This is a genomic window from Streptomyces sp. NPDC091280, from assembly GCF_044768565.1.
Lineage (GTDB): Bacteria > Actinomycetota > Actinomycetes > Streptomycetales > Streptomycetaceae > Streptomyces.
In genome coordinates this window covers 53,741-71,387 of sequence record NZ_JBIVUZ010000003.1, presented here as the reverse complement: position 1 = coordinate 71,387, position 17,647 = coordinate 53,741, and the positions used below count along the sequence as shown (strand labels likewise).

Annotated in this window: 17 protein-coding genes; 12 read left to right on the top strand and 5 right to left on the bottom strand. The window is 72.0% G+C overall.

Annotated features, from left to right (window positions below):
- The first annotated feature begins 62 nt into the window (after positions 1-62).
- Together recR and ACIQPR_RS10375 are read left to right on the top strand one after the other, a co-directional pair.
- A complete protein-coding gene (recR, locus tag ACIQPR_RS10380) occupies positions 63-662 on the top strand; it encodes a recombination mediator RecR (RefSeq protein ID WP_267019168.1) in 600 nt (199 codons plus the stop codon).
- Positions 655-1,314, top strand: a complete 660-nt coding sequence (locus ACIQPR_RS10375) for a DUF5063 domain-containing protein (protein ID WP_403644948.1) — start codon at positions 655-657, stop codon at positions 1,312-1,314. The genes recR and ACIQPR_RS10375 overlap by 8 nt, the downstream gene beginning before the upstream one ends.
- A 24-nt stretch (positions 1,315-1,338) precedes the next feature.
- On the opposite strand, the gene ACIQPR_RS10370 is transcribed toward ACIQPR_RS10375, so the two are convergent.
- Positions 1,339-2,067 (bottom strand): TSUP family transporter, encoded by a 729-nt coding sequence (locus ACIQPR_RS10370; protein ID WP_403644945.1) that lies wholly within the window; start codon positions 2,065-2,067, stop codon positions 1,339-1,341.
- A gap of 146 nt (positions 2,068-2,213) precedes the next feature.
- On the opposite strand from ACIQPR_RS10370, the gene ACIQPR_RS10365 reads away from it, so the two are divergent.
- Together ACIQPR_RS10365 and ACIQPR_RS10360 are read left to right on the top strand one after the other, a co-directional pair.
- The gene (locus ACIQPR_RS10365) at positions 2,214-2,405 is read left to right on the top strand and encodes a hypothetical protein (protein ID WP_403644942.1); all 192 of its coding nucleotides are present in this window, start codon (positions 2,214-2,216) and stop codon (positions 2,403-2,405) included.
- Positions 2,406-2,510: 105 nt separating this feature from the next.
- Positions 2,511-3,011 (top strand): SgcJ/EcaC family oxidoreductase, encoded by a 501-nt coding sequence (locus ACIQPR_RS10360; RefSeq protein WP_403644939.1) that lies wholly within the window; start codon positions 2,511-2,513, stop codon positions 3,009-3,011.
- Here the strand turns inward: ACIQPR_RS10360 and ACIQPR_RS10355 are convergent.
- Together ACIQPR_RS10355 and ACIQPR_RS10350 are read right to left on the bottom strand one after the other, a co-directional pair.
- Positions 2,977-4,266: an ATP-binding protein gene (locus ACIQPR_RS10355; protein WP_403644936.1), complete on the bottom strand. Its 1,290-nt coding sequence runs from the start codon at positions 4,264-4,266 to the stop codon at positions 2,977-2,979. The two genes, ACIQPR_RS10360 and ACIQPR_RS10355, sit on opposite strands and share 35 nt — an antisense overlap.
- Positions 4,263-4,949, bottom strand: coding sequence for a response regulator transcription factor (locus tag ACIQPR_RS10350; protein ID WP_403644933.1), 687 nt, complete (start codon positions 4,947-4,949; stop codon positions 4,263-4,265). Before ACIQPR_RS10350 ends, ACIQPR_RS10355 begins: the two co-directional genes overlap by 4 nt.
- Positions 4,950-5,145: 196 nt before the next feature.
- On the opposite strand from ACIQPR_RS10350, the gene ACIQPR_RS10345 reads away from it, so the two are divergent.
- From ACIQPR_RS10345 to ACIQPR_RS10330, 4 genes are all read left to right on the top strand, one after another.
- Complete coding sequence (locus tag ACIQPR_RS10345) at positions 5,146-6,417, top strand: aspartate kinase (protein WP_093627664.1); 1,272 nt, start codon at positions 5,146-5,148, stop codon at positions 6,415-6,417.
- Positions 6,417-7,484 (top strand): aspartate-semialdehyde dehydrogenase, encoded by a 1,068-nt coding sequence (locus ACIQPR_RS10340; protein ID WP_403644929.1) that lies wholly within the window; start codon positions 6,417-6,419, stop codon positions 7,482-7,484. The genes ACIQPR_RS10345 and ACIQPR_RS10340 overlap by 1 nt, the downstream gene beginning before the upstream one ends.
- Before the next feature lie 478 nt (positions 7,485-7,962).
- Positions 7,963-8,538, top strand: a complete 576-nt coding sequence (locus tag ACIQPR_RS10335; protein WP_403646432.1) for a SigE family RNA polymerase sigma factor — start codon at positions 7,963-7,965, stop codon at positions 8,536-8,538.
- Positions 8,535-9,746, top strand: coding sequence for a hypothetical protein (locus ACIQPR_RS10330; protein ID WP_403644926.1), 1,212 nt, complete (start codon positions 8,535-8,537; stop codon positions 9,744-9,746). Before ACIQPR_RS10335 ends, ACIQPR_RS10330 begins: the two co-directional genes overlap by 4 nt.
- On the opposite strand, the gene ACIQPR_RS10325 is transcribed toward ACIQPR_RS10330, so the two are convergent.
- On the bottom strand, positions 9,716-10,558 hold the full coding sequence (locus ACIQPR_RS10325) for an SURF1 family protein (protein ID WP_403644923.1): 843 nt from the start codon (positions 10,556-10,558) through the stop codon (positions 9,716-9,718). The genes ACIQPR_RS10330 and ACIQPR_RS10325 overlap by 31 nt on opposite strands.
- A gap of 159 nt (positions 10,559-10,717) precedes the next feature.
- On the opposite strand from ACIQPR_RS10325, the gene ACIQPR_RS10320 reads away from it, so the two are divergent.
- Positions 10,718-12,517: a prolyl oligopeptidase family serine peptidase gene (locus ACIQPR_RS10320; RefSeq protein WP_403644920.1), complete on the top strand. Its 1,800-nt coding sequence runs from the start codon at positions 10,718-10,720 to the stop codon at positions 12,515-12,517.
- A gap of 44 nt (positions 12,518-12,561) precedes the next feature.
- Here the strand turns inward: ACIQPR_RS10320 and ACIQPR_RS10315 are convergent, their stop codons facing one another.
- Positions 12,562-14,451 (bottom strand): NAD-binding protein, encoded by a 1,890-nt coding sequence (locus tag ACIQPR_RS10315; RefSeq protein ID WP_403646430.1) that lies wholly within the window; start codon positions 14,449-14,451, stop codon positions 12,562-12,564.
- A 180-nt stretch (positions 14,452-14,631) separates the two neighbouring features.
- Between ACIQPR_RS10315 and ACIQPR_RS10310 the strand changes: the two genes are divergently transcribed.
- The 3 genes from ACIQPR_RS10310 to ACIQPR_RS10300 all read left to right on the top strand — a co-directional run bounded on the left by ACIQPR_RS10310 (position 14,632) and on the right by ACIQPR_RS10300 (position 17,608).
- Positions 14,632-15,732, top strand: a complete 1,101-nt coding sequence (locus tag ACIQPR_RS10310) for a permease (protein WP_403644917.1) — start codon at positions 14,632-14,634, stop codon at positions 15,730-15,732.
- Complete coding sequence (locus ACIQPR_RS10305; RefSeq protein ID WP_403644914.1) at positions 15,729-16,586, top strand: TIGR03943 family putative permease subunit; 858 nt, start codon at positions 15,729-15,731, stop codon at positions 16,584-16,586. Before ACIQPR_RS10310 ends, ACIQPR_RS10305 begins: the two co-directional genes overlap by 4 nt.
- A gap of 206 nt (positions 16,587-16,792) precedes the next feature.
- The gene (locus tag ACIQPR_RS10300) at positions 16,793-17,608 is read left to right on the top strand and encodes a hypothetical protein (RefSeq protein ID WP_403644911.1); all 816 of its coding nucleotides are present in this window, start codon (positions 16,793-16,795) and stop codon (positions 17,606-17,608) included.
- The last annotated feature ends 39 nt before the right edge of the window (positions 17,609-17,647 follow it).

Here is a 17,647-nt window from a genome sequence, read left to right as displayed (position 1 = left end):
CCACGGCCAACTACGGTACGTACGTACCTCCCGCACGATCCCGAGGAAGGGCAGGCAGTCCGTTGTACGAGGGCGTGGTCCAGGACCTCATCGACGAGTTGGGGCGGCTCCCCGGCGTCGGTCCCAAGAGCGCGCAGCGGATCGCCTTCCACATCCTCCAGGCGGAGCCGACGGACGTCCGCCGGCTCGCGCAGTGCCTGATGGAGGTCAAGGCGAAGGTCCGCTTCTGCGCGACCTGCGGCAACGTGGCGCAGGAGGAGCTGTGCGGCATCTGCCGCGACCCGCGCCGCGACCCCTCGGTGATCTGTGTGGTCGAGGAGCCGAAGGACGTGGTGGCGGTCGAGCGGACGCGCGAGTTCCGGGGCAGGTACCACGTCCTGGGCGGCGCGATCAGCCCGATCGAAGGGGTCGGACCGGACGACCTGCGTATACGAGAACTTCTCGCGCGGTTGGCCGACGGTACGGTCACGGAGCTGATCCTTGCCACGGACCCGAATCTGGAAGGCGAGGCCACGGCCACGTACCTCGCCCGCATGATCAAGCCCATGGGCCTAAAGGTCACCCGCCTGGCCAGCGGCCTCCCGGTGGGCGGAGACCTGGAATACGCGGACGAGGTGACCCTCGGCCGCGCCTTCGAGGGGAGACGACTCCTAGATGTCTGACGCCACACTGCATGCCACCGCGCAGGACCCGGACGACTTCGCGGTCCAGATCGCGGACCAGGTCGAGAGCTTCCTGGTGGCCGTGTCGGAGGTAGCGAAGGGCGAGGACCCCGACTCGGCGGTCCCCTTCCTCCTTCTGGAGGTCTCCCAACTCCTGCTGGCGGGCGGCCGGTTGGGCGCGCACGAGGACATCGTCCCGGACGAGCGCTACGAACCGGACCTGGGCCCGGAGCCGGACGTGGACGAACTCCGCGAGCGCTTCGCGGTGATGCTGGAGCCGATCGACGTCTACTCGGAGGTCTTCGACCCCTACGAGCCGCGCAAGGCCCCGGTCCCGGCCCGTATCTCCGACGACCTCGCCGACCTCATCACCGACCTCCGCCACGGCATGGCCCACTACCGCGCGGGCCGCACCACGGAGGCCCTGTGGTGGTGGCAGTTCTCCTACTTCTCCAACTGGGGCTCCACCGCCTCCGCGACCCTGCGCGCCCTCCAGTCGGTGGTGGCGCACGTCCGCCTCAACCAGCCCCTCGCGGAACTGGACGGCCTCGACACGGACCAGAGCATGGGCGACGAGACCCTGGAGTTCGAGGCGGGCCGGGTCATGGCGGAGGAACTCGGGGAACCGCTGGGCATCCGTCCGGTCAAGTAGCCCCGGAGGCGGGGGTGTCGGGGGTCACGGCCCCCACATCCCCCACACTCCCTTTCCGACCGCCGTCACCCCGCCCGCCAGCGCCAGCGTCAACACCAGTGCCCGCGCCCGGGGTTCGGGTGTCCGGCCCGCGAGCGCCCGCCCGGTCGCCCCGCCCACGAGCATCGCGGCGACGACCGTGATCCACCGGGCCATGCTCAGCGACGGCACCCCGTTCGCCGCGACCGAGAACGCGTTGACGACGACGCCGTAGAACTGCGCGTTGGGGACGAACTCCCGTACCGTCCAGCCCGCGTTGACCGCGTAGAGGGAGACCGGCGGGCCGCCGACGCCCGCCGCCGCGTTCATGAAGCCGCCCGCCGCGCCCGCCGCCACGGCACCGCGAGTGCCCCGGAGGGCCGGTACCCGGGCCCCCTTCATCACCAGCAGGACGGCCGCCGTCACCAGGCCGCCCATCACCAGGAGCAGGACGGGCGTGGGCAGTTGACGGGTCATCCAGGCGCCCGCCGGTACCGTGCAGACGGCCGCCGCGCACAGCGGGACCATCGCGCGGGCCCGGACCCGGTGCCGGCCGCCCGCCAGGCCCACGACGCTGATCGCGCCGGCCGCGCAGTTGGCGAGGACGACACCCTGCGCCGGGCCGAGGAGCAGCACCAGGGCGGGTACCGCCACCAGGGCGAAGCCCATGCCGGTCAGCCACTGCACCGACGAGCCGAGCAGGACGATCGCGGCCAGCGGTATGTCCCCCGTCATGGGGCGACATCATTCCGGCCGGGGGTGTAGTCCGCTACACCATGGCTTCGGGAGTGGGCTCCCTCGTCGCCGACCTGCGGAAACGGGATCGTTGAACTCGTCAGCCGGTGAACGAGCCACCGGCCCGGATCCCGAAGGTGCCCGCCATGAAGAACTTCCTCTCCTCCAAGCCCGTCCTGTGGTTCCTCTTCCTCTTCAACCTGGCCGTCGCCGCGGTCGCACCCTTCGTGGTCGACGGAACACAGGGCGTGATGACCGCCGTGGGGATGGGCGTCGTGTCGCTGGGGGCCGGGGTCAGCCTCGTCCGGGACCGTGGCCGGTCGACCACGGCGCGTTAATTGGAGCAGCCCTTCCTCACCCCTGTACGTCCGCTGCACGGGCCCTAACCGGCCGGAAGCGAGGCTGGAGTCATCCCAAAAGGCACCAGTACAACTGGAGTTGAGATGACCCGCCGGACCATCAGCAAGCGCGCAGCCGTCGTCACCGTCACCACCGTCCTGGCCCTCGGCACCGTCGGTACCGTCGCCGCGACCGCCGGTCCGCAGAAGGACGCCAAGCCCTCCAAGAAGCAGATCGCCGCCCTCTTCGACGGCTGGAACGCCGCGTTGCAGACCGGCGACCCGGAGAAGGTCGCGAACCGGTACGCCTCCGACGCCGTACTGCTGCCGACCGTGTCCAACAAGATCCGCACCGATCGCGCGGAGATCGTCGACTACTTCGAGCACTTCCTGGCGAACAAGCCGGTCGGCAAGAAGGTCGAGACGATCGTCAACGTGCTCGACAGCAACTCCGCGATAGACACCGGCGTCTACGAGTTCACGCTCACCGACCCGAAGACCGGCGTGAAGCGTGAGGTGGAGGCCCGCTACACCTACGAGTACGAGAAGCGCGGCGGCAAGTGGCTGATCGTCAACCACCACTCCTCGGCGATGCCCGAAGGCTGATCGCGACGACCAGCCCCCCGCCGGGCGCGTCCCGCAGGGTCACCGTGCCGCCGTCGTCCGTCAGCAACTGGCGTACGACGGCCAGGCCCAGGCCCGAACCGGAGCGCCCGGTGAGGCCCTGACCGCGCCAGAAGCGGTCGAAGGCGCGGGACTTGTCCGCGTCGGACATGCCGGGGCCCTGGTCGGCCACCGTCAACTCCACCTCGTCGCCCCGGAGTTCGGACCGTACGGTGATCGTCGCGCCGTCCGGTGACACCTCCAGGGCGTTCGACAGCACGTTGTCCAGGACCTGTTCGAGATGACCGGGACTGGCCAGCACCAGCGGCCGGCCGTCGACAACACTCCCCCTGAGCGCGATCTCGACCCCGCGCTCGTCGGCGGCCGGTCTCCACACCGAGAGCCGTTCGGTGACGATCTCCCGCAGCGGCAGCGGTTCCGCCGCCGTCACCTTCGCCTCGGCCCGCGCCAGCACCAGCAGGCCGTTGACCAGCCGGCTCATCCGGACCACCTCGGCGGTCGCCTGCTCCACGTCCTCGCGCACGAACTCGTCGTCCACCCCGTCCGCGATGTTGTCCAGGGAGAGCCGCAACGCCGTGAGCGGCGTGCGGAGTTGGTGCGAGGCGTCGGCCACGAAGATGCGCTGCGAGGCGATCAGGGTGTCGAGGCGCTCGGCGCCCTGGTTCAGGGTGCGGGCCAGCGTCTGTGTCTCGTGCGGGCCCGTCACGGGGGAGCGGGCCGTCAGGTCGCCGTCGCTGAACCTGCTCGCCATGTCGTTGAGCTGGCGCAGCGGACGGGTCAGCCGGCGGGCGACCAGCGCGCCCAGGCCCGCCGCCACCGCCAGCACCGCGAGGGCGAGGATCGCGCGGAAACCCCAGATCTGCACCAGGCGCCGGGTCAGGTCGGAGGTCGGGTACGTGATGCGTACCGCGCCCACCGTCCGGCCGTCGCGCTGTGCCGGTGCCGTCACCTCCAGCCGCCCGTCGCCCCAGTGCGTGGCGGTCTTGGCCCGCGCGGCCGGCAGCACCTCGGCCGTGCCGGGGGTCTCCTGCGCGTACGCCACCACCATGCGGTCCAGCGCGGCGCGCGAGGCGGCGTCGCCGCTCAGCAGCAGCGCCATCGTCCGTGCCTCGCGCCGCACCGACTGCTCGGTGTCGCCCCGCAGTTGGGCGGTGAGCGTGAAGGCGACGGGCACGGTGAACGCCGTCAGCGCCACGGCCACCAGCAGGACGTAGCTGACGATCAGCTGCCGGATCATGAGGCCGGGGGCCCGTCGACGATCTCCAGCCGGAAGCCCACGCCCCGTACCGCCTCGATCGTGATCACGCCCGCCAACTTCCGGCGCAGCGCGGCCACATGGACGTCGAGCGTCTTCGTCGGGCCGAACCAGTTCGCGTCCCAGACCGCTTCCATGATCTGCTCGCGCGACATCAGCGCGCCCGGCTCCTCGGCGAGGAACGACAGCAGGTCGTACTCCTTGGGGGCGAGGGGCACCTCCTCGCCGTCGAGGCGCACCCGGGCGGCCTTGCGGTCGATGGTGAGGCGGCTGCCGTAGGCGTCGGGACCGGCGGCCTCCGCCGCCGCCCGCGGCTGCGCACGGCGCATCACCGCCCTTATCCGGGCGATCACCTCACGCACCCCGAACGGTTTCGACACGTAGTCGTCGGCGCCCAGTTCCAGGCCGACCACCCGGTCCGTCTCGTCGCTGCGCGCGCTGATGACGATGATCGGTACGTCACCGCGGGCGCGCAGCGCCTTGCACACGTCGAGGCCGTCGGTGTCGGGCAGGCCGAGGTCGAGGAGGACGACGTCGTAGGGCTCGCCGTGGCTCAGCGCCGCCCCGCCCGTGGTGACCCAGTCGACCTCGAAGCCGTAGCGCAGCAGTCCGCGCCGCAGCGACTCGGCCACGGGTTCATCGTCTTCCACCAGAAGTACGCGCACACGGCGCACCTTAGTGCGGGAAACCCACCTCCAGGCTGTCACCTGTGACGCTCGGCACTTTTCCGGCGGCTCTCCAGTGGGCATGCGCTGACCTGGGCGTCCGAAGCCCGCGGATCTCACGATGCGATACCGCGGAAGCGAATTTCGGGTGCTCGTTAAACTGAGCCGACACACCAGGACTGAGCGAGGAGCGCACGTGGGCCTTGTCGTGCAGAAGTACGGAGGCTCCTCCGTAGCCGATGCCGAGGGCATCAAGCGCGTCGCCAAGCGAATCGTGGAAGCGAAGAAGAACGGCCACCAGGTGGTCGTCGTCGTTTCCGCGATGGGCGACACGACGGACGAGCTGATCGATCTCGCCGAGCAGGTATCTCCGATGCCCGCCGGGCGTGAGTTCGACATGCTGCTGACCGCCGGAGAGCGGATCTCCATGGCACTGCTGGCCATGGCGATCAAAAACCTGGGGCACGAGGCCCAGTCGTTCACCGGCAGCCAGGCAGGCGTCATCACCGACTCGGTCCACAACAAAGCCCGGATCATCGATGTCACGCCGGGGCGCATCCGGACCGCGCTGGACGAGGGCAACATCGCCATCGTCGCCGGGTTCCAGGGCGTGAGCCAGGACAAGAAGGACATCACCACGCTGGGGCGCGGCGGCAGTGACACCACCGCCGTGGCGCTGGCCGCCGCTCTCGACGCCGAGGTGTGCGAGATCTACACGGACGTCGACGGTGTGTTCACCGCCGACCCGCGGGTGGTGCCGAAGGCGAAGAAGATCGACTGGATCGCCTTCGAGGACATGCTGGAGCTCGCCGCCTCCGGCTCCAAGGTGCTGCTCCACCGCTGTGTGGAGTACGCCCGCCGATACAACATCCCGATCCATGTGCGGTCCAGCTTCAGCGGACTTCAGGGCACCTGGGTCAGCAGTGAGCCGATTGGGGACCGCAAGGTGGAGCAGGCCATCATCTCCGGTGTCGCGCACGACACCTCCGAGGCCAAGATCACGGTCGTCGGCGTGCCCGACAAGCCGGGCGAGGCCGCGGTGATCTTCCGGACGATCTCCGACGCCCAGGTCAACATCGACATGATCGTGCAGAACGTGTCGGCGGCCTCGACGGGTCTGACGGACATCTCCTTCACCCTCCCCAAGGCGGAGGGCCGCAAGGCCATCGACGCCCTGGAGAAGAACAAGGACGGCATCGGCTTCGAGTCGCTGCGCTACGACGACCAGATCGGGAAGATCTCGCTGGTGGGCGCCGGGATGAAGACGAACCCGGGCGTCACCGCCGACTTCTTCACCGCGCTGTCCGACGCGGGCGTCAACATCGAGCTGATCTCGACCTCCGAGATCCGCATCTCGGTCGTGACCCGCGCCGACGACGTCAACGAGGCCGTCCGCGCCGTGCACACGGCGTTCGGCCTGGACTCCGACAGCGACGAAGCCGTCGTCTACGGAGGCACCGGCCGCTGATGGCCACCACCGGAGCGACCGTGCGTCCGACGCTCGCCGTCGTCGGAGCGACCGGGGCCGTCGGCACGGTCATGCTCCAGATCCTGTCCCAGCACGCGGACATCTGGGGCGAGATCCGCCTGATCGCCTCTCCGCGCTCGGCCGGCCGCAAGCTGGCCGTGCGCGGGGAGCAGGTCGAGGTGGTGGCCCTGACGGAGGAGGCCTTCGACGGCGTCGACGTCGCGATGTTCGACGTCCCCGACGAGGTCGCGGCCCGGTGGGCGCCGATCGCCGCCGCCAAGGGCGTGGTGGTCGTCGACAACTCGGGCGCCTTCCGGATGGACCCCGAGGTGCCCCTGGTGGTGCCCGAGGTCAACCCGCACAAGGTGCGGTGGCGACCGCGCGGGATCATCGCCAACCCGAACTGCACGACCCTGTCGATGATCGTCGCCGTGGGCGCGCTGCACGCCGAGTTCGGGCTGCGCGAGCTGGTGGTGTCCTCGTACCAGGCGGTCAGCGGGGCCGGGCGGGCCGGGGTCGACACCCTGCGCCAGCAGCTCGCCCTGGTCGCCGGCACCGAACTGGGCACCAAGCCCGGTGACGTGCGCCGGGCCGTCGGGGACAACACCGGGCCGTTCCCGGAGCCGGTCGCGCTCAACGTCGTACCGTGGGCCGGGTCCCTGCGGGCGGACGGCTGGTCCTCGGAGGAGATGAAGGTGCGGGACGAGACCCGCAAGATCCTCGGGCAGCCCGCGCTCCCGGTCGCCGTGACCTGCGTGCGCGTCCCGGTGGTCACCACGCACTCCCTCACCGTCCACGCCCGCTTCCAGGGCGAGGTCACCGTCGACAAGGCCCGCGAGATCCTCGCCACGGCCCCGGGTGTCGTCCTCTTCGACAATCCGGCCGCCGGGGAGTTCCCCACCCCCGCCGACGTGGTGGGCACCGACCCGACCTGGGTGGGGCGGCTGCGGCGCGCGCTGGACGACCCGACCGCGCTCGAACTGTTCGTCTGCGGCGACAATTTGCGCAAGGGAGCGGCCCTCAATACCGCGCAGATCGCCGAGTTGGTGGCGCGGGACCTCGGCTGAGAAACGGACCCGCTCACTCCGCCCGGCCGTAAATCCGCTGGCCAGTGGCGCACGGGTTTGTAGGATCACCGTGCGCGATGTGGCCGGATTAATGGTTGGGACCACTTGAATCCAGCCACCTCCGCAGCCGAAGATTTCACTCCCCGCTGTCCGCAACCGCGCGGTCGGCGGGGAGCGTCTTTGCGGACGCCCTTCAGCGGGCGCGGGGATGCGGTGAGGGGCGTGGGGACGCCCCGGCCTTATGTGACACAGGGGAAGAGCGGGTAGGCATGAGGGTGTTCGACGCACTGCCGGTTGTGCTGCCTGACACCAGACGGGTGGGTGGACTGTTTGATTCGTCTGACATAAATGTGACGGTCGACGCGTACAACCCCGACGGGGGGAAGCGTGTCCAACTTGCGTGGCTCAGGTACTCGACTTCTCTGCGGCACGCGGCACGGCCCTCCGGCCTCCGCGTGGATCCCGCGCGCCCGGCGGCATGCCGGTGATCGCGCCGATGCCCGCAGCGCGGCCCGCCCGCATCCCGAACCAGCGCGACGGTGCCGACGACACCGTCGCGGCCGGAACGACCGTCGACCACCTCACCGAGACCTACCGGGCGCACTACCGCTCGCTGCTCGGCCTGGCCGCACTCCTCCTCGACGACACCGCCTCCTGCGAGGACGTCGTCCAGGAGGCCTTCATCCGGGTCCACTCGGCGCGCAAACGCGTCCGTGACCCTGAGAAGACCCTGGCGTATCTGCGCCAGACCGTCGTCAACCTCTCCCGCTCGGCCCTGCGCCGCCGCATCCTCGGCCTCAAGCTCCTCTCGAAGCCGATGCCGGACATGGCCAGCGCGGAGGAGGGCGCCTACGACCAGCTGGAGCGCGACTCCCTCATCAAGGCGATGAAGGGTCTCCAGCGCCGCCAGCGCGAGGTCCTGGTCCTGCGCTACTTCGCGGACATGACCGAGGCGCAGGTCGCCGAGTCGCTCGGCATCTCGCTGGGTTCGGTGAAGGCGTACGGCTCCCGCGGCATCGCCGCCCTCCGGATCGCGATGGAGGCATCGGCATGAGCGAGAACGCCGACGGAAACGGCGCGCGCGAACGGCGCGAGCCGGAAGTCCGGCGCGGCCCGACCTGGGCCCGCAGGGAAGAACCGAACGAATCACATGCTGGGAACGGAATCGTGAACCACGGCCCCGACGAACAGAGCCCCACCGGGCCGAGCCTCGACGGGCACATCCCTGCCGGGGAGAACCCTGAGAGCCCCGAGGACACCGAGGGATTCGCCCCGGACGAGCTGGCGCTGCGCCGGCTGCTGCACCAGGCGGTCCAGGAGGTCGAGCCGCGCGACGGCACGCTGGAGCACCTGCGCAAGGCGGTGCCCGCCCGCCGGGCCCGCAAGCGCCAGGCCGTCGTCGGCATGGCCGCCGCCGCGCTCTTCTTCGGCACCGCCATCCCGGCCCTCGTGCACGTCTCGAACTCCACCGGCTCCGGCGTCGACCCGTCCATGGCGGGCAACAGCTCACAGGCCCAGGGCGGCACCAGTCAGGGCAAGAACCCGGACGGCGGCGCCAGCACCTCCGGCGGCTCCGCCGGACAGACGTCGGGACAGAACCCGGGCGGCCAGAAGAACGAGGGCGGCGGCAAGAGCCCGGGCTCCGGCACGGTGAGCGCCGACCCCTCCGCCAGCACCGGTACGGCCGCCCCCGTCTGCGCCGCCGAACAGCTCGGCTCGGCCACCTCGACCGTGGCCGCCGCCGACTCGACGGGCGCGGTCTACGGCACCTTCACCGTCACCAACACCTCCGGCACCAGCTGTACCGTCGGCGGCGCCGGGACGGTCGGGTACTCCGCGCTGGGGGCCGCGGACAGCACCAAGATCTCCGTGCAGCGGCACGCGGCGGGGGACGCGGCGACCGGCCTGCCCGACCCGTCGACGGAACCCGCCGAACTGGTGCTGCTGCCGGGCGCCGCCTACCAGGTCAAGTTCGCCTGGGTGCCCTCCGAGACCTGCCCCACCAGCACCGGCAGCACCGGGGGCAGCACCAGCGGCGGTTCCACGGCCAGCCCCTCGCCCTCGGCGGACGCGAGCACCACCAGCGGCTCCACGACCGGCGACACCGGCACGTCCGCCCAGCTGCTCCCCGAGGACGGCACGCTGGACGGCAGCGTCCAGGTCTCCCACACCGCGGAGGCGGGCTCACCGACGACCACGGCCGTCGTACCGAACGCGTGCGCGGGGACGATCTACCGCACGGGCGTGCTGTCGGCGTCGTAGGACGACCGCGAGCGATCGGCGTCCTCGCCCCCGACTTCGCCCCCGTCCCCGTCCTCGGGGACCAGTCCCAGCTCCGCGTCCCGCGCGAACTCCACCTCGCGGCGCAGCAGCCGGAACCACATGAAGACGACGAAGCCGGCGAAGACGAACCACTCGCCGGTGTAGCCGAGGTTCTGGAACGCCTTCAGGTCCAGGCCGGTGTTCGCGGGCGCGGTCGCCGGTACGGCCGTCATCCCGGAGTCGGCCTTGTCGAGCGTGATCCACGCGTCGTACACGGGATAGGGCACCAGGTTCACCAGCGAGGCCGCGCTGATCGCCGCGGTCTGGCCGGACGGCAGCCCGCCCTGCGCGCTGACGCCGTTGTCGCCGGGGGTCTCGGAGGCCTGGAGCGAGCCGGTGACGGTGACCTCGCCGGTCGGCGCGGCCGGTGCCTTCGCCGCGTCGGGGCCGCCGGGCAGCCAGCCGCGCACCACGGGCAGCGCCCGGCCGTCGTCGGTGCGCAGCAGGGTGAGGACGTAGAAGCCGTTCTTCCCGTCCAACTGGCGGTCGGGGACGAGGAGTTGCTTGCCGTAGCGGCCGGTCGCGGTGGTCTGCCGGCCCGAGGTGGCCTGGTCGACGGGCAGCAGTTCGGCGAGCGGGCGGGCGGCCTCCGTGCGGTCCGTCTGCACCTGCCGGGTGGCCTGGTGGCTGCTGTCCACGCGTGCCTGGAACCGGCTCAGCTGCCACGACCCCATGAAGACGCAGAAGGGGATGGCGAGCAGTACGAAGACGTTGATGCCCCACCAGCGCGATGTCAGCAGAAACCGGTACACGCCTTCCACGGTACGGGGCCGCCGTGACGGCTTCGGCCCGGGGGTCGGCGCACAGGCGCGCTCGCCGTCGGCAATGCTCCGGCCGGGTCTTGGTCGAAGTTATCCACAGGCTGAGGATCCGGTCAGTGCAATGTCTGTGAAGGCGGGCAGTATGGGGCCATGACTGAGAGCAACGGGTCCGCGTACACACCGGACTGGGAGAAGCGCTTCAGGGCGCCCCGCGTGTCCCTGCCCGACTGGGCGGAGGACGCACCCGACCGTTCCCTGTTCGTGTCGAACGCGACAGGGACGTATGAGCTGTACGCCTGGGACCGGGCGACGGGCGAGCAACGCCAGGTCACCGACCGGCCGAACGGCACGACGGACGGTGTGCTCTCCCCGGACGGGGAGTGGATCTGGTGGTTCGACGACAAGGACGGCGACGAGTTCGGCGTCTGGCGCCGCCAGCCCTTCAAGGGCGGCCCCGACGACGCGGCCGTCCCCGGCCTCGACCCCTCCTACCCGGCCGGACTGGCCCTCGCGCGCGACGGCCGCACGGCGGTCGTCGGCCGCTCCACGGACGAGGACGGTACGACGATCCACCTCGCCCGCACCGGCGAGGAGACCACGCTGCTCTACCGCCACCGCGAGTCCGCGGGCGTCGGCGACCTCTCGCACGACGGCTCGCTGATCGCGATCGAGCACACCGAGCACGGCGACGCGATGCACTCGGCGCTGCGCGTCCTGCGCCCGGACGGCACCGCGGTCGCCGACCTGGACGACACCGCGGGCGGCACCGAGGAACTGGGCCTTGAGGTCCTCGGCTTCGCCCCCGTGGAGGGCGACACCCGGCTGCTCATCGGCCATCAGCGGCGCGGCCGTTGGGAGCCCCTGGTGTGGGACGTGGTCAAGGGCGGCGAGACGGACCTGAGCCTGGACCTGCCCGGCGACGTGAGCGCCGAGTGGTACCCGGACGGCTCGGCCCTCCTCGTCGCGCACAGCTTCGAGGCCCGCAGCGAGGTCTTCCGCTACGACCTCGCCACCGGCGACCTGGAGAAGGTGCCGACCCCGCCCGGCACGGTCTCCGGCGCCACCGCCCGCCCGGACGGCAGCGTCGAGTACCTGTGGTCGTCGGCCGCCGAGCCGTCCGCCGTGCGCTCGACGACGGGCGAGGTCGTCCTGGACCCGCCCGGCCTGAAGTCGCCCGGCTCGGTCCCGGTGCAGGACGTGTGGGTGGAGGGACCGGGCGGCCGTATCCACGCCCTCGTCCAGAAGCCCGCGGGCGCGAGCGGCCCCCTTCCCACGGTCTTCGACATCCACGGCGGCCCGACCTGGCACGACAGCGACTCCTTCGCGGCCGGCCCGGCGGCCTGGGTCGACCACGGGTACGCGGTCGTCCGGGTCAACTACCGCGGCTCCACCGGGTACGGCCGCGCGTGGACCGACGCGCTGAAGCACCGGGTCGGCCTGATCGAGCTGGAGGACATCGCGGCGGTCCGGGAGTGGGCGATCACCTCCGGCCTCGCCGACCCCGCCCGGCTGATCCTCACCGGCGGCTCCTGGGGCGGCTACCTCACCCTCCTCGGCATCGGCACCCAGCCCGACGCGTGGACCCTGGGCATCGCGGCCGTCCCGGTCGCCGACTACGTCACGGCGTACCACGACGAGATGGAAGCCCTGAAGGCCATGGACCGCACCCTGCTCGGCGGCACCCCCGAAGAGGTCCCCGACCGCTTCGAGGCGTCCTCCCCGCTGACCTACGTCGACAAGGTCACGGCCCCCGTCTACATCTCGGCCGGAGTCAACGACCCGCGCTGCCCGATCCAGCAGATCGACAACTACGTCGAACGCCTGGAGAAGCGCGGCGCCGTCCACGAGGTGTACCGGTACGACGCGGGCCACGGGTCCCTGGTGGTGGACGAGCGGATCAAGCAGGTGAGACTGGAACTCGACTTCGCCGAGCGGCACTTGGGGACGTAGCGGTGCTCGCGGGGGAGGGGGCCGAGGCCCGGCGGCTCCCTCCCCTACGTTCCCGCCCGCTCCCGGGGCCTGCGTCCCAGCAGCTCCGCCATACCCCGCCGGGTGGCCGCGAGCACCACTCGGTCCGAACTCCGCAGGACATACGTGTCGGGCAGGTCCCACACCAGGCCCGACCGCCGTACGTCCTCCGACGCGTCCCGGTTCGCCGTGTCCAGGGCCAGCACCCGCCAGGACCCGGCGCGGAACGCCTCGGCGACCGTCCGGCCCTCCAGCTGGGGATGCCCGCCCACGGTCATCGCCGCGAACAGCAGCACCCGGCGCTCGACGGGGATCGCGCCCAGGATCTGCCGGCCCAGCATCGCCCCGGCGAACGCGGGCGCGGCCAGATGGGAGACGCTCCGGCTGCGCGTGAGGGCACCGGGGTGCGCGGCACGCAGGGTGCGGTACACGGCCGTCGCGAAGTCGTCGTCGTAGAGCCGGAGCACGACCCGCAGGTCGGGGCGGACGGAGCGGGCGTAGAGCACCGCTTCGAGGTTGGTGGTGTCGGCGCTGGTGACCGCGAGGAGGGCGTGCGCGCGGTGGACCTTCGCGGACTCCAGGACGCCTTCCTGGGTGACGTCCCCGAGGATCACCGGGACCCGCAGCCGGCGCGCGACCGCGAGTCCGCGGGCCTCGGGGTCGGCCTCGACGCACACCACGGGGATGTTCAGTTCGCGCAGCCGGGTCAGCACCCGGGTGCCGATCTTGCCGAGCCCGAGCAGCACCACGTGCCCGCCGAGCCCGCGCGGCGGCTTGCGCAGCGCGGACGCCGTACGGAAGGTGCCCAGCGCCTCAAGGACCGCGGCCAGCAGCACCGGCAGCATCAGCAACCCGACCAGACCGGACAGGAGTTGGAGGATCTGGCGGCCCAGCGGCGCCCCGATCGCGGGGTCGTCGATCGCGAAGAGGTCCAGCAGCGTCAGATAGAAGGCCCGCACGGGATGGATACCGGTCACCAGCCACAGCGAGACGGCGAGCGCGATCACGCACGCCACCATGCCCGCCAGCGACCAGCGCAGCCGGCGCGAGAAGAGGGAGGCGAAGGGCGGCACCACACCGCCCCCGCGTCCGCCCGGCAACTGCGGCCCGGCGTACGCCACTTGCTCAAGGACGACGGTCCCGCGCCCGGTGGCCGAGGCGACGGCCGCCGCGTCGGGCAGCAGGCGCGGGCCCTGTTCGCCCATGCCCTCGGAGCCGTCCGCGCCGGCCGGGTCGCTGCTGGTCGCCGAGAGCAGGGCGAGGGTGGCCAGCCCCGGGTCGGCGACCTGGCCGGGTCCGGGCGGCGGGCGTTCCACCGCGCGCAGCAGCAGCCCGTCGGTCTGCACGACCTTGCTGGTGCCGGCGAGAGCGGTCGCGGCCAGCGCGGGCGCGGCGGTGTCGGCGTCGGACAGGACGGTGGTGGACGCGTCGAGTCCCGAGCCGCTCGCGGTGCCGTCGCCGGTCGCCAACGAGGCCGCCTGGTCGAGGAGTTCCTCGATGTGCTGGCCCAGCCGCCGGTTGTAGAGGCGCAGCACCAGCCGGATGCGCGGGTTGAGGCGACGGGCGGTGAGGGCGGCGCGGATGTTGGTCTCGTCGTCGTCGTAGACGAGGGCGAGTGCCGCCGCCCGCTCCACGCCCGCCTCCGCGAACACCGCCTCGGTCAGCTCGGCGACCTCCAGCACCCGTTCCCCGCGCGGGGTTTCGGGGGTGTGCGGGACACCGTTGCCGTTCGCCCTGGCCACCGCCGCGTTGACCCGGTCGCGCAGCGCCACCGAGGCCGCCCGCGCCCGGCCCACGACCGGCGGCCGGGCGGAGGCGTCGGTGAGCGGCACGACGAGGGTGACCTGTTCGCCGTAGACGGAACGCAGTTCGGCCGCGAGCCGGTGCGCGAGCCCGTCGTCGCCGCACACCACCATGTGCGCCCGGGGGGTGCCCGGCGGGGTCTGATGAGGAACGCTGCTCGCCACGAGGGGAAAGACTGCCCCAAGGAGGCGGGCGGTTCCAGTATTCCGCTGAACACCCGTGCCCCTACTGCCGTATGCAGAACGAGGGAGCAAAACTCGCGAAACCCCGCACCCGCCGGAGGTAGTACACCCGTGGCCATCACCACCGAACCAGCCGCGCCGACCACGGAGACTCCGCCGACCCCGGAAACACCACCGCGACCGCAGGCGGCGGCCGACGAGCCGCAGGCGCCCAAGGAGCCGCAGACGGCGGCCGACGGGACGCGGGCGGCGGCCAAGGACGGCTGGCAGCTCAACTCGCCGCTCGTGCTGACCATGGTGCTGCTCCTGGTGGTGCTCGCGCAGGGGCCGATCCGTACGGCCCTGTCCGCGCCCGTGATGCAGAGCTGGATGACGGTGTTCGTGGCCGTCGTCGTACAGGCGCTGCCCTTCCTGGTGCTGGGCGTGCTGCTGTCGGCGGCCATCGCGGTGTTCGTGCCGGCCACCTGGTTCACCCGCGCGCTGCCGGACAATCCCGTCCTCGCCGTACCGGTGGCCGGGATGGCGGGCGCGATCCTGCCGGGCTGCGAGTGCGCGTCCGTACCGGTGGCCGGGGCGCTGGTGCGCCGGGGCGTCACCCCGGCGGCGGCCATCGCGTTCCTGCTCTCCGCCCCGGCGATCAACCCGATCGTGCTGACGGCGACGGCGGTGGCGTTCCCGCGCAACCCGGAGATGGTCCTCGCCCGGTTCGCGGGCAGCCTGCTGGTGGCCTGCGTGATGGGCTGGCTGTGGACGCGGATGGGCCGCACCGACTGGCTGAAGCTGCCCGCCCACGAGCCGCACGCGGGGGAGACCAAGGGGGCCGCGTTCTGGGGCTCGGTGCGGCACGACGTGATGCAGGCGGGCGGGTTCCTGGTGCTCGGCGCGATGTCCGCCGCGACACTCAAGGCGGTGGCACCCGCGAGCTGGCTGCGGACGGCGGCCGACAACCCGGTGGTGGCGATCCTCGCGCTCTCGATACTGGCCGTCCTGCTGTCGATCTGCTCGGAGGCGGACGCGTTCGTGGCCGCCTCGCTGACCCAGTTCTCGCTCACGGCGAAACTCGCGTTCCTGGTGGTGGGCCCGATGATCGACCTCAAACTGTTCGCCATGCAGGCGGGCACGTTCGGACGCGGCTTCGCGCTGCGCTTCGCGCCCGCCACGTTCGTCCTCGCCATCGCGGGCGCGGTCGTCACCTCGGCGGTGCTCCTGTGAGCCGGCAGGCACAGGCGGCGGTCCTGTTCCTGATCGGCACGGCCCTGCTGCACGCCGGCTTCACCAACCTCTACCTGCGGTACGTCAAGGCCGGCCTCCAACCGCTGCTGCTGCTCTCCGGCGGCGTACTCATCCTGGCGGCACTGGCGACGGCCTGGTACGAGTGGCGCCGGGCACGGGCGGAGAAGGCGCAGGCGGAGAAGGCACTGGCAGTGGTGGTCGCGGGGACGGGGACGGATTCCGCCCACGCGGAAACGGGGACGGAGGCGGCCCACGCGGAGGCGGACGGCGAGGAGCACGGCGAGCCCGCCGGTCACGGTGGTCACGGTGGTCACGCGCACGTGCACCGCGAACCCCGCATCTCCTGGCTCCTGTTGCTCCCCCTCTTCGCCCTGATCCTGGTCGCCCCGCCCGCCCTCGGCTCGTACAGCGCGGTCCGCACGGGCACGGCCATCCAGCAGCCCTACGGCCTCGCCAAGCTCCCCGCGAGCAACCCGCTGACCATCGGCCTGGTGGACTACGCGACCCGCGCGGTCTACGACCACGGGCACTCCCTCGGCGACCGTCAGCTCAAGGTCACCGGCTTCGTGGCCCTCGACAAGTCCGGCGCCCCCTACCTCGTCCGCATGGCCCTCAACTGCTGTGCCGCCGACGCCCAGCCGGTGAAGATCGCGCTGACCGGCAAGATCCCGCCGGTCCTCCAGCCCGACACCTGGCTGCTGGTCACCGGGACCTACTCCGCCAAGCAGACCAAGGACCCCGTCAACAACCGTCCCATCCCCTACCTCCAGGTCACCGAGGCCAAGCCGGTCCCGACACCGAAGGACCCGTACGACGAGAGCTGGAACCAGTGACGCCGTAGGGCGGGGCCGGCGGACCGTCGTAGAACCGCCGGGCCCTGGCCCCGGGCCTCGGACCCCTGGCCCCGGCCGGGCCACAGCTCGCGGGCGTACCGTGAAGAGACCGGGGATTTCTCGCGCGCCGGATCGCGCCGGTGCCGTCCTCGGCGAAGGACGACGCCGGGCGCGGACGTGTCCGCACCCGGGGCAGGGCTCGCCCCATGACCGTGAATGTGCCCGGTCGGCCGACGACCGAGGACCTCGTCAGGCACGGCGGTACGGACCCGTACGGCGACGCGGAGGCGTACGCGGACGGCAGTGCGGTGGCGGACGCACGCGGCAGTGCGGAGCCGTACACGCATGGCAGTGCGGAGCCGTACGCGCGCGGTGGTGCGGACGCGCAGGGTGGCGCCGGCACGGGCCCGGGGGAGAAGCCGCGGTCGTCGCCGGGCCGGGAGCGCGGCCCGTCCCCTCGACAGGGTGACCGGCTGCGCCCACTCAGCCGACGTCAGATCGAGGACCGGTTCGAGGACCTGGGCGATCTGTACGAGGCGACCCTCGGGGCCGGTGGCGACCGTACCGGCAACCGCTCCCGCGCCGCCTTCCTGCGCCGACTCGCGGGCGAGGTCCGGCGGCCCGGTTTCACCCTGCTGATCGCCGAGAACACCACCCTGACGGCCTGCGCCTACGGCTTCCCGGTGCGCGGCGCCGATCCGTGGTGGCAGGGGTGCGACACCCGGCTGCCCCGGACCGTGCGCGGGCTCGCGGTCAGCGGCGGGCTCTTCGCGGTCTCCGGGATCGTCGTCCCGCCCCGGGTGCGCACCCACTACCAGGACCGGGAGTGGAACCTCGCCCGGCGCCTGCAACGCAGGCTCCTCGACGACCACGCGCCCGCCCTCGGCGTCACCCTGGTGCCCGCCGCCGACACCGAGACGCTGACCGTGTACCGGGCCTGGGGCTGGCGGGACGTGGTGGCTCAGGCGCGTGATCCGCGGCCGTCGGCCGGGGCCTGCCAGGTCCTGCTGCTGGGCCGCTGAGCGCGTCAACCGCCGTCCACGGCCGTCAGGACATCTGTG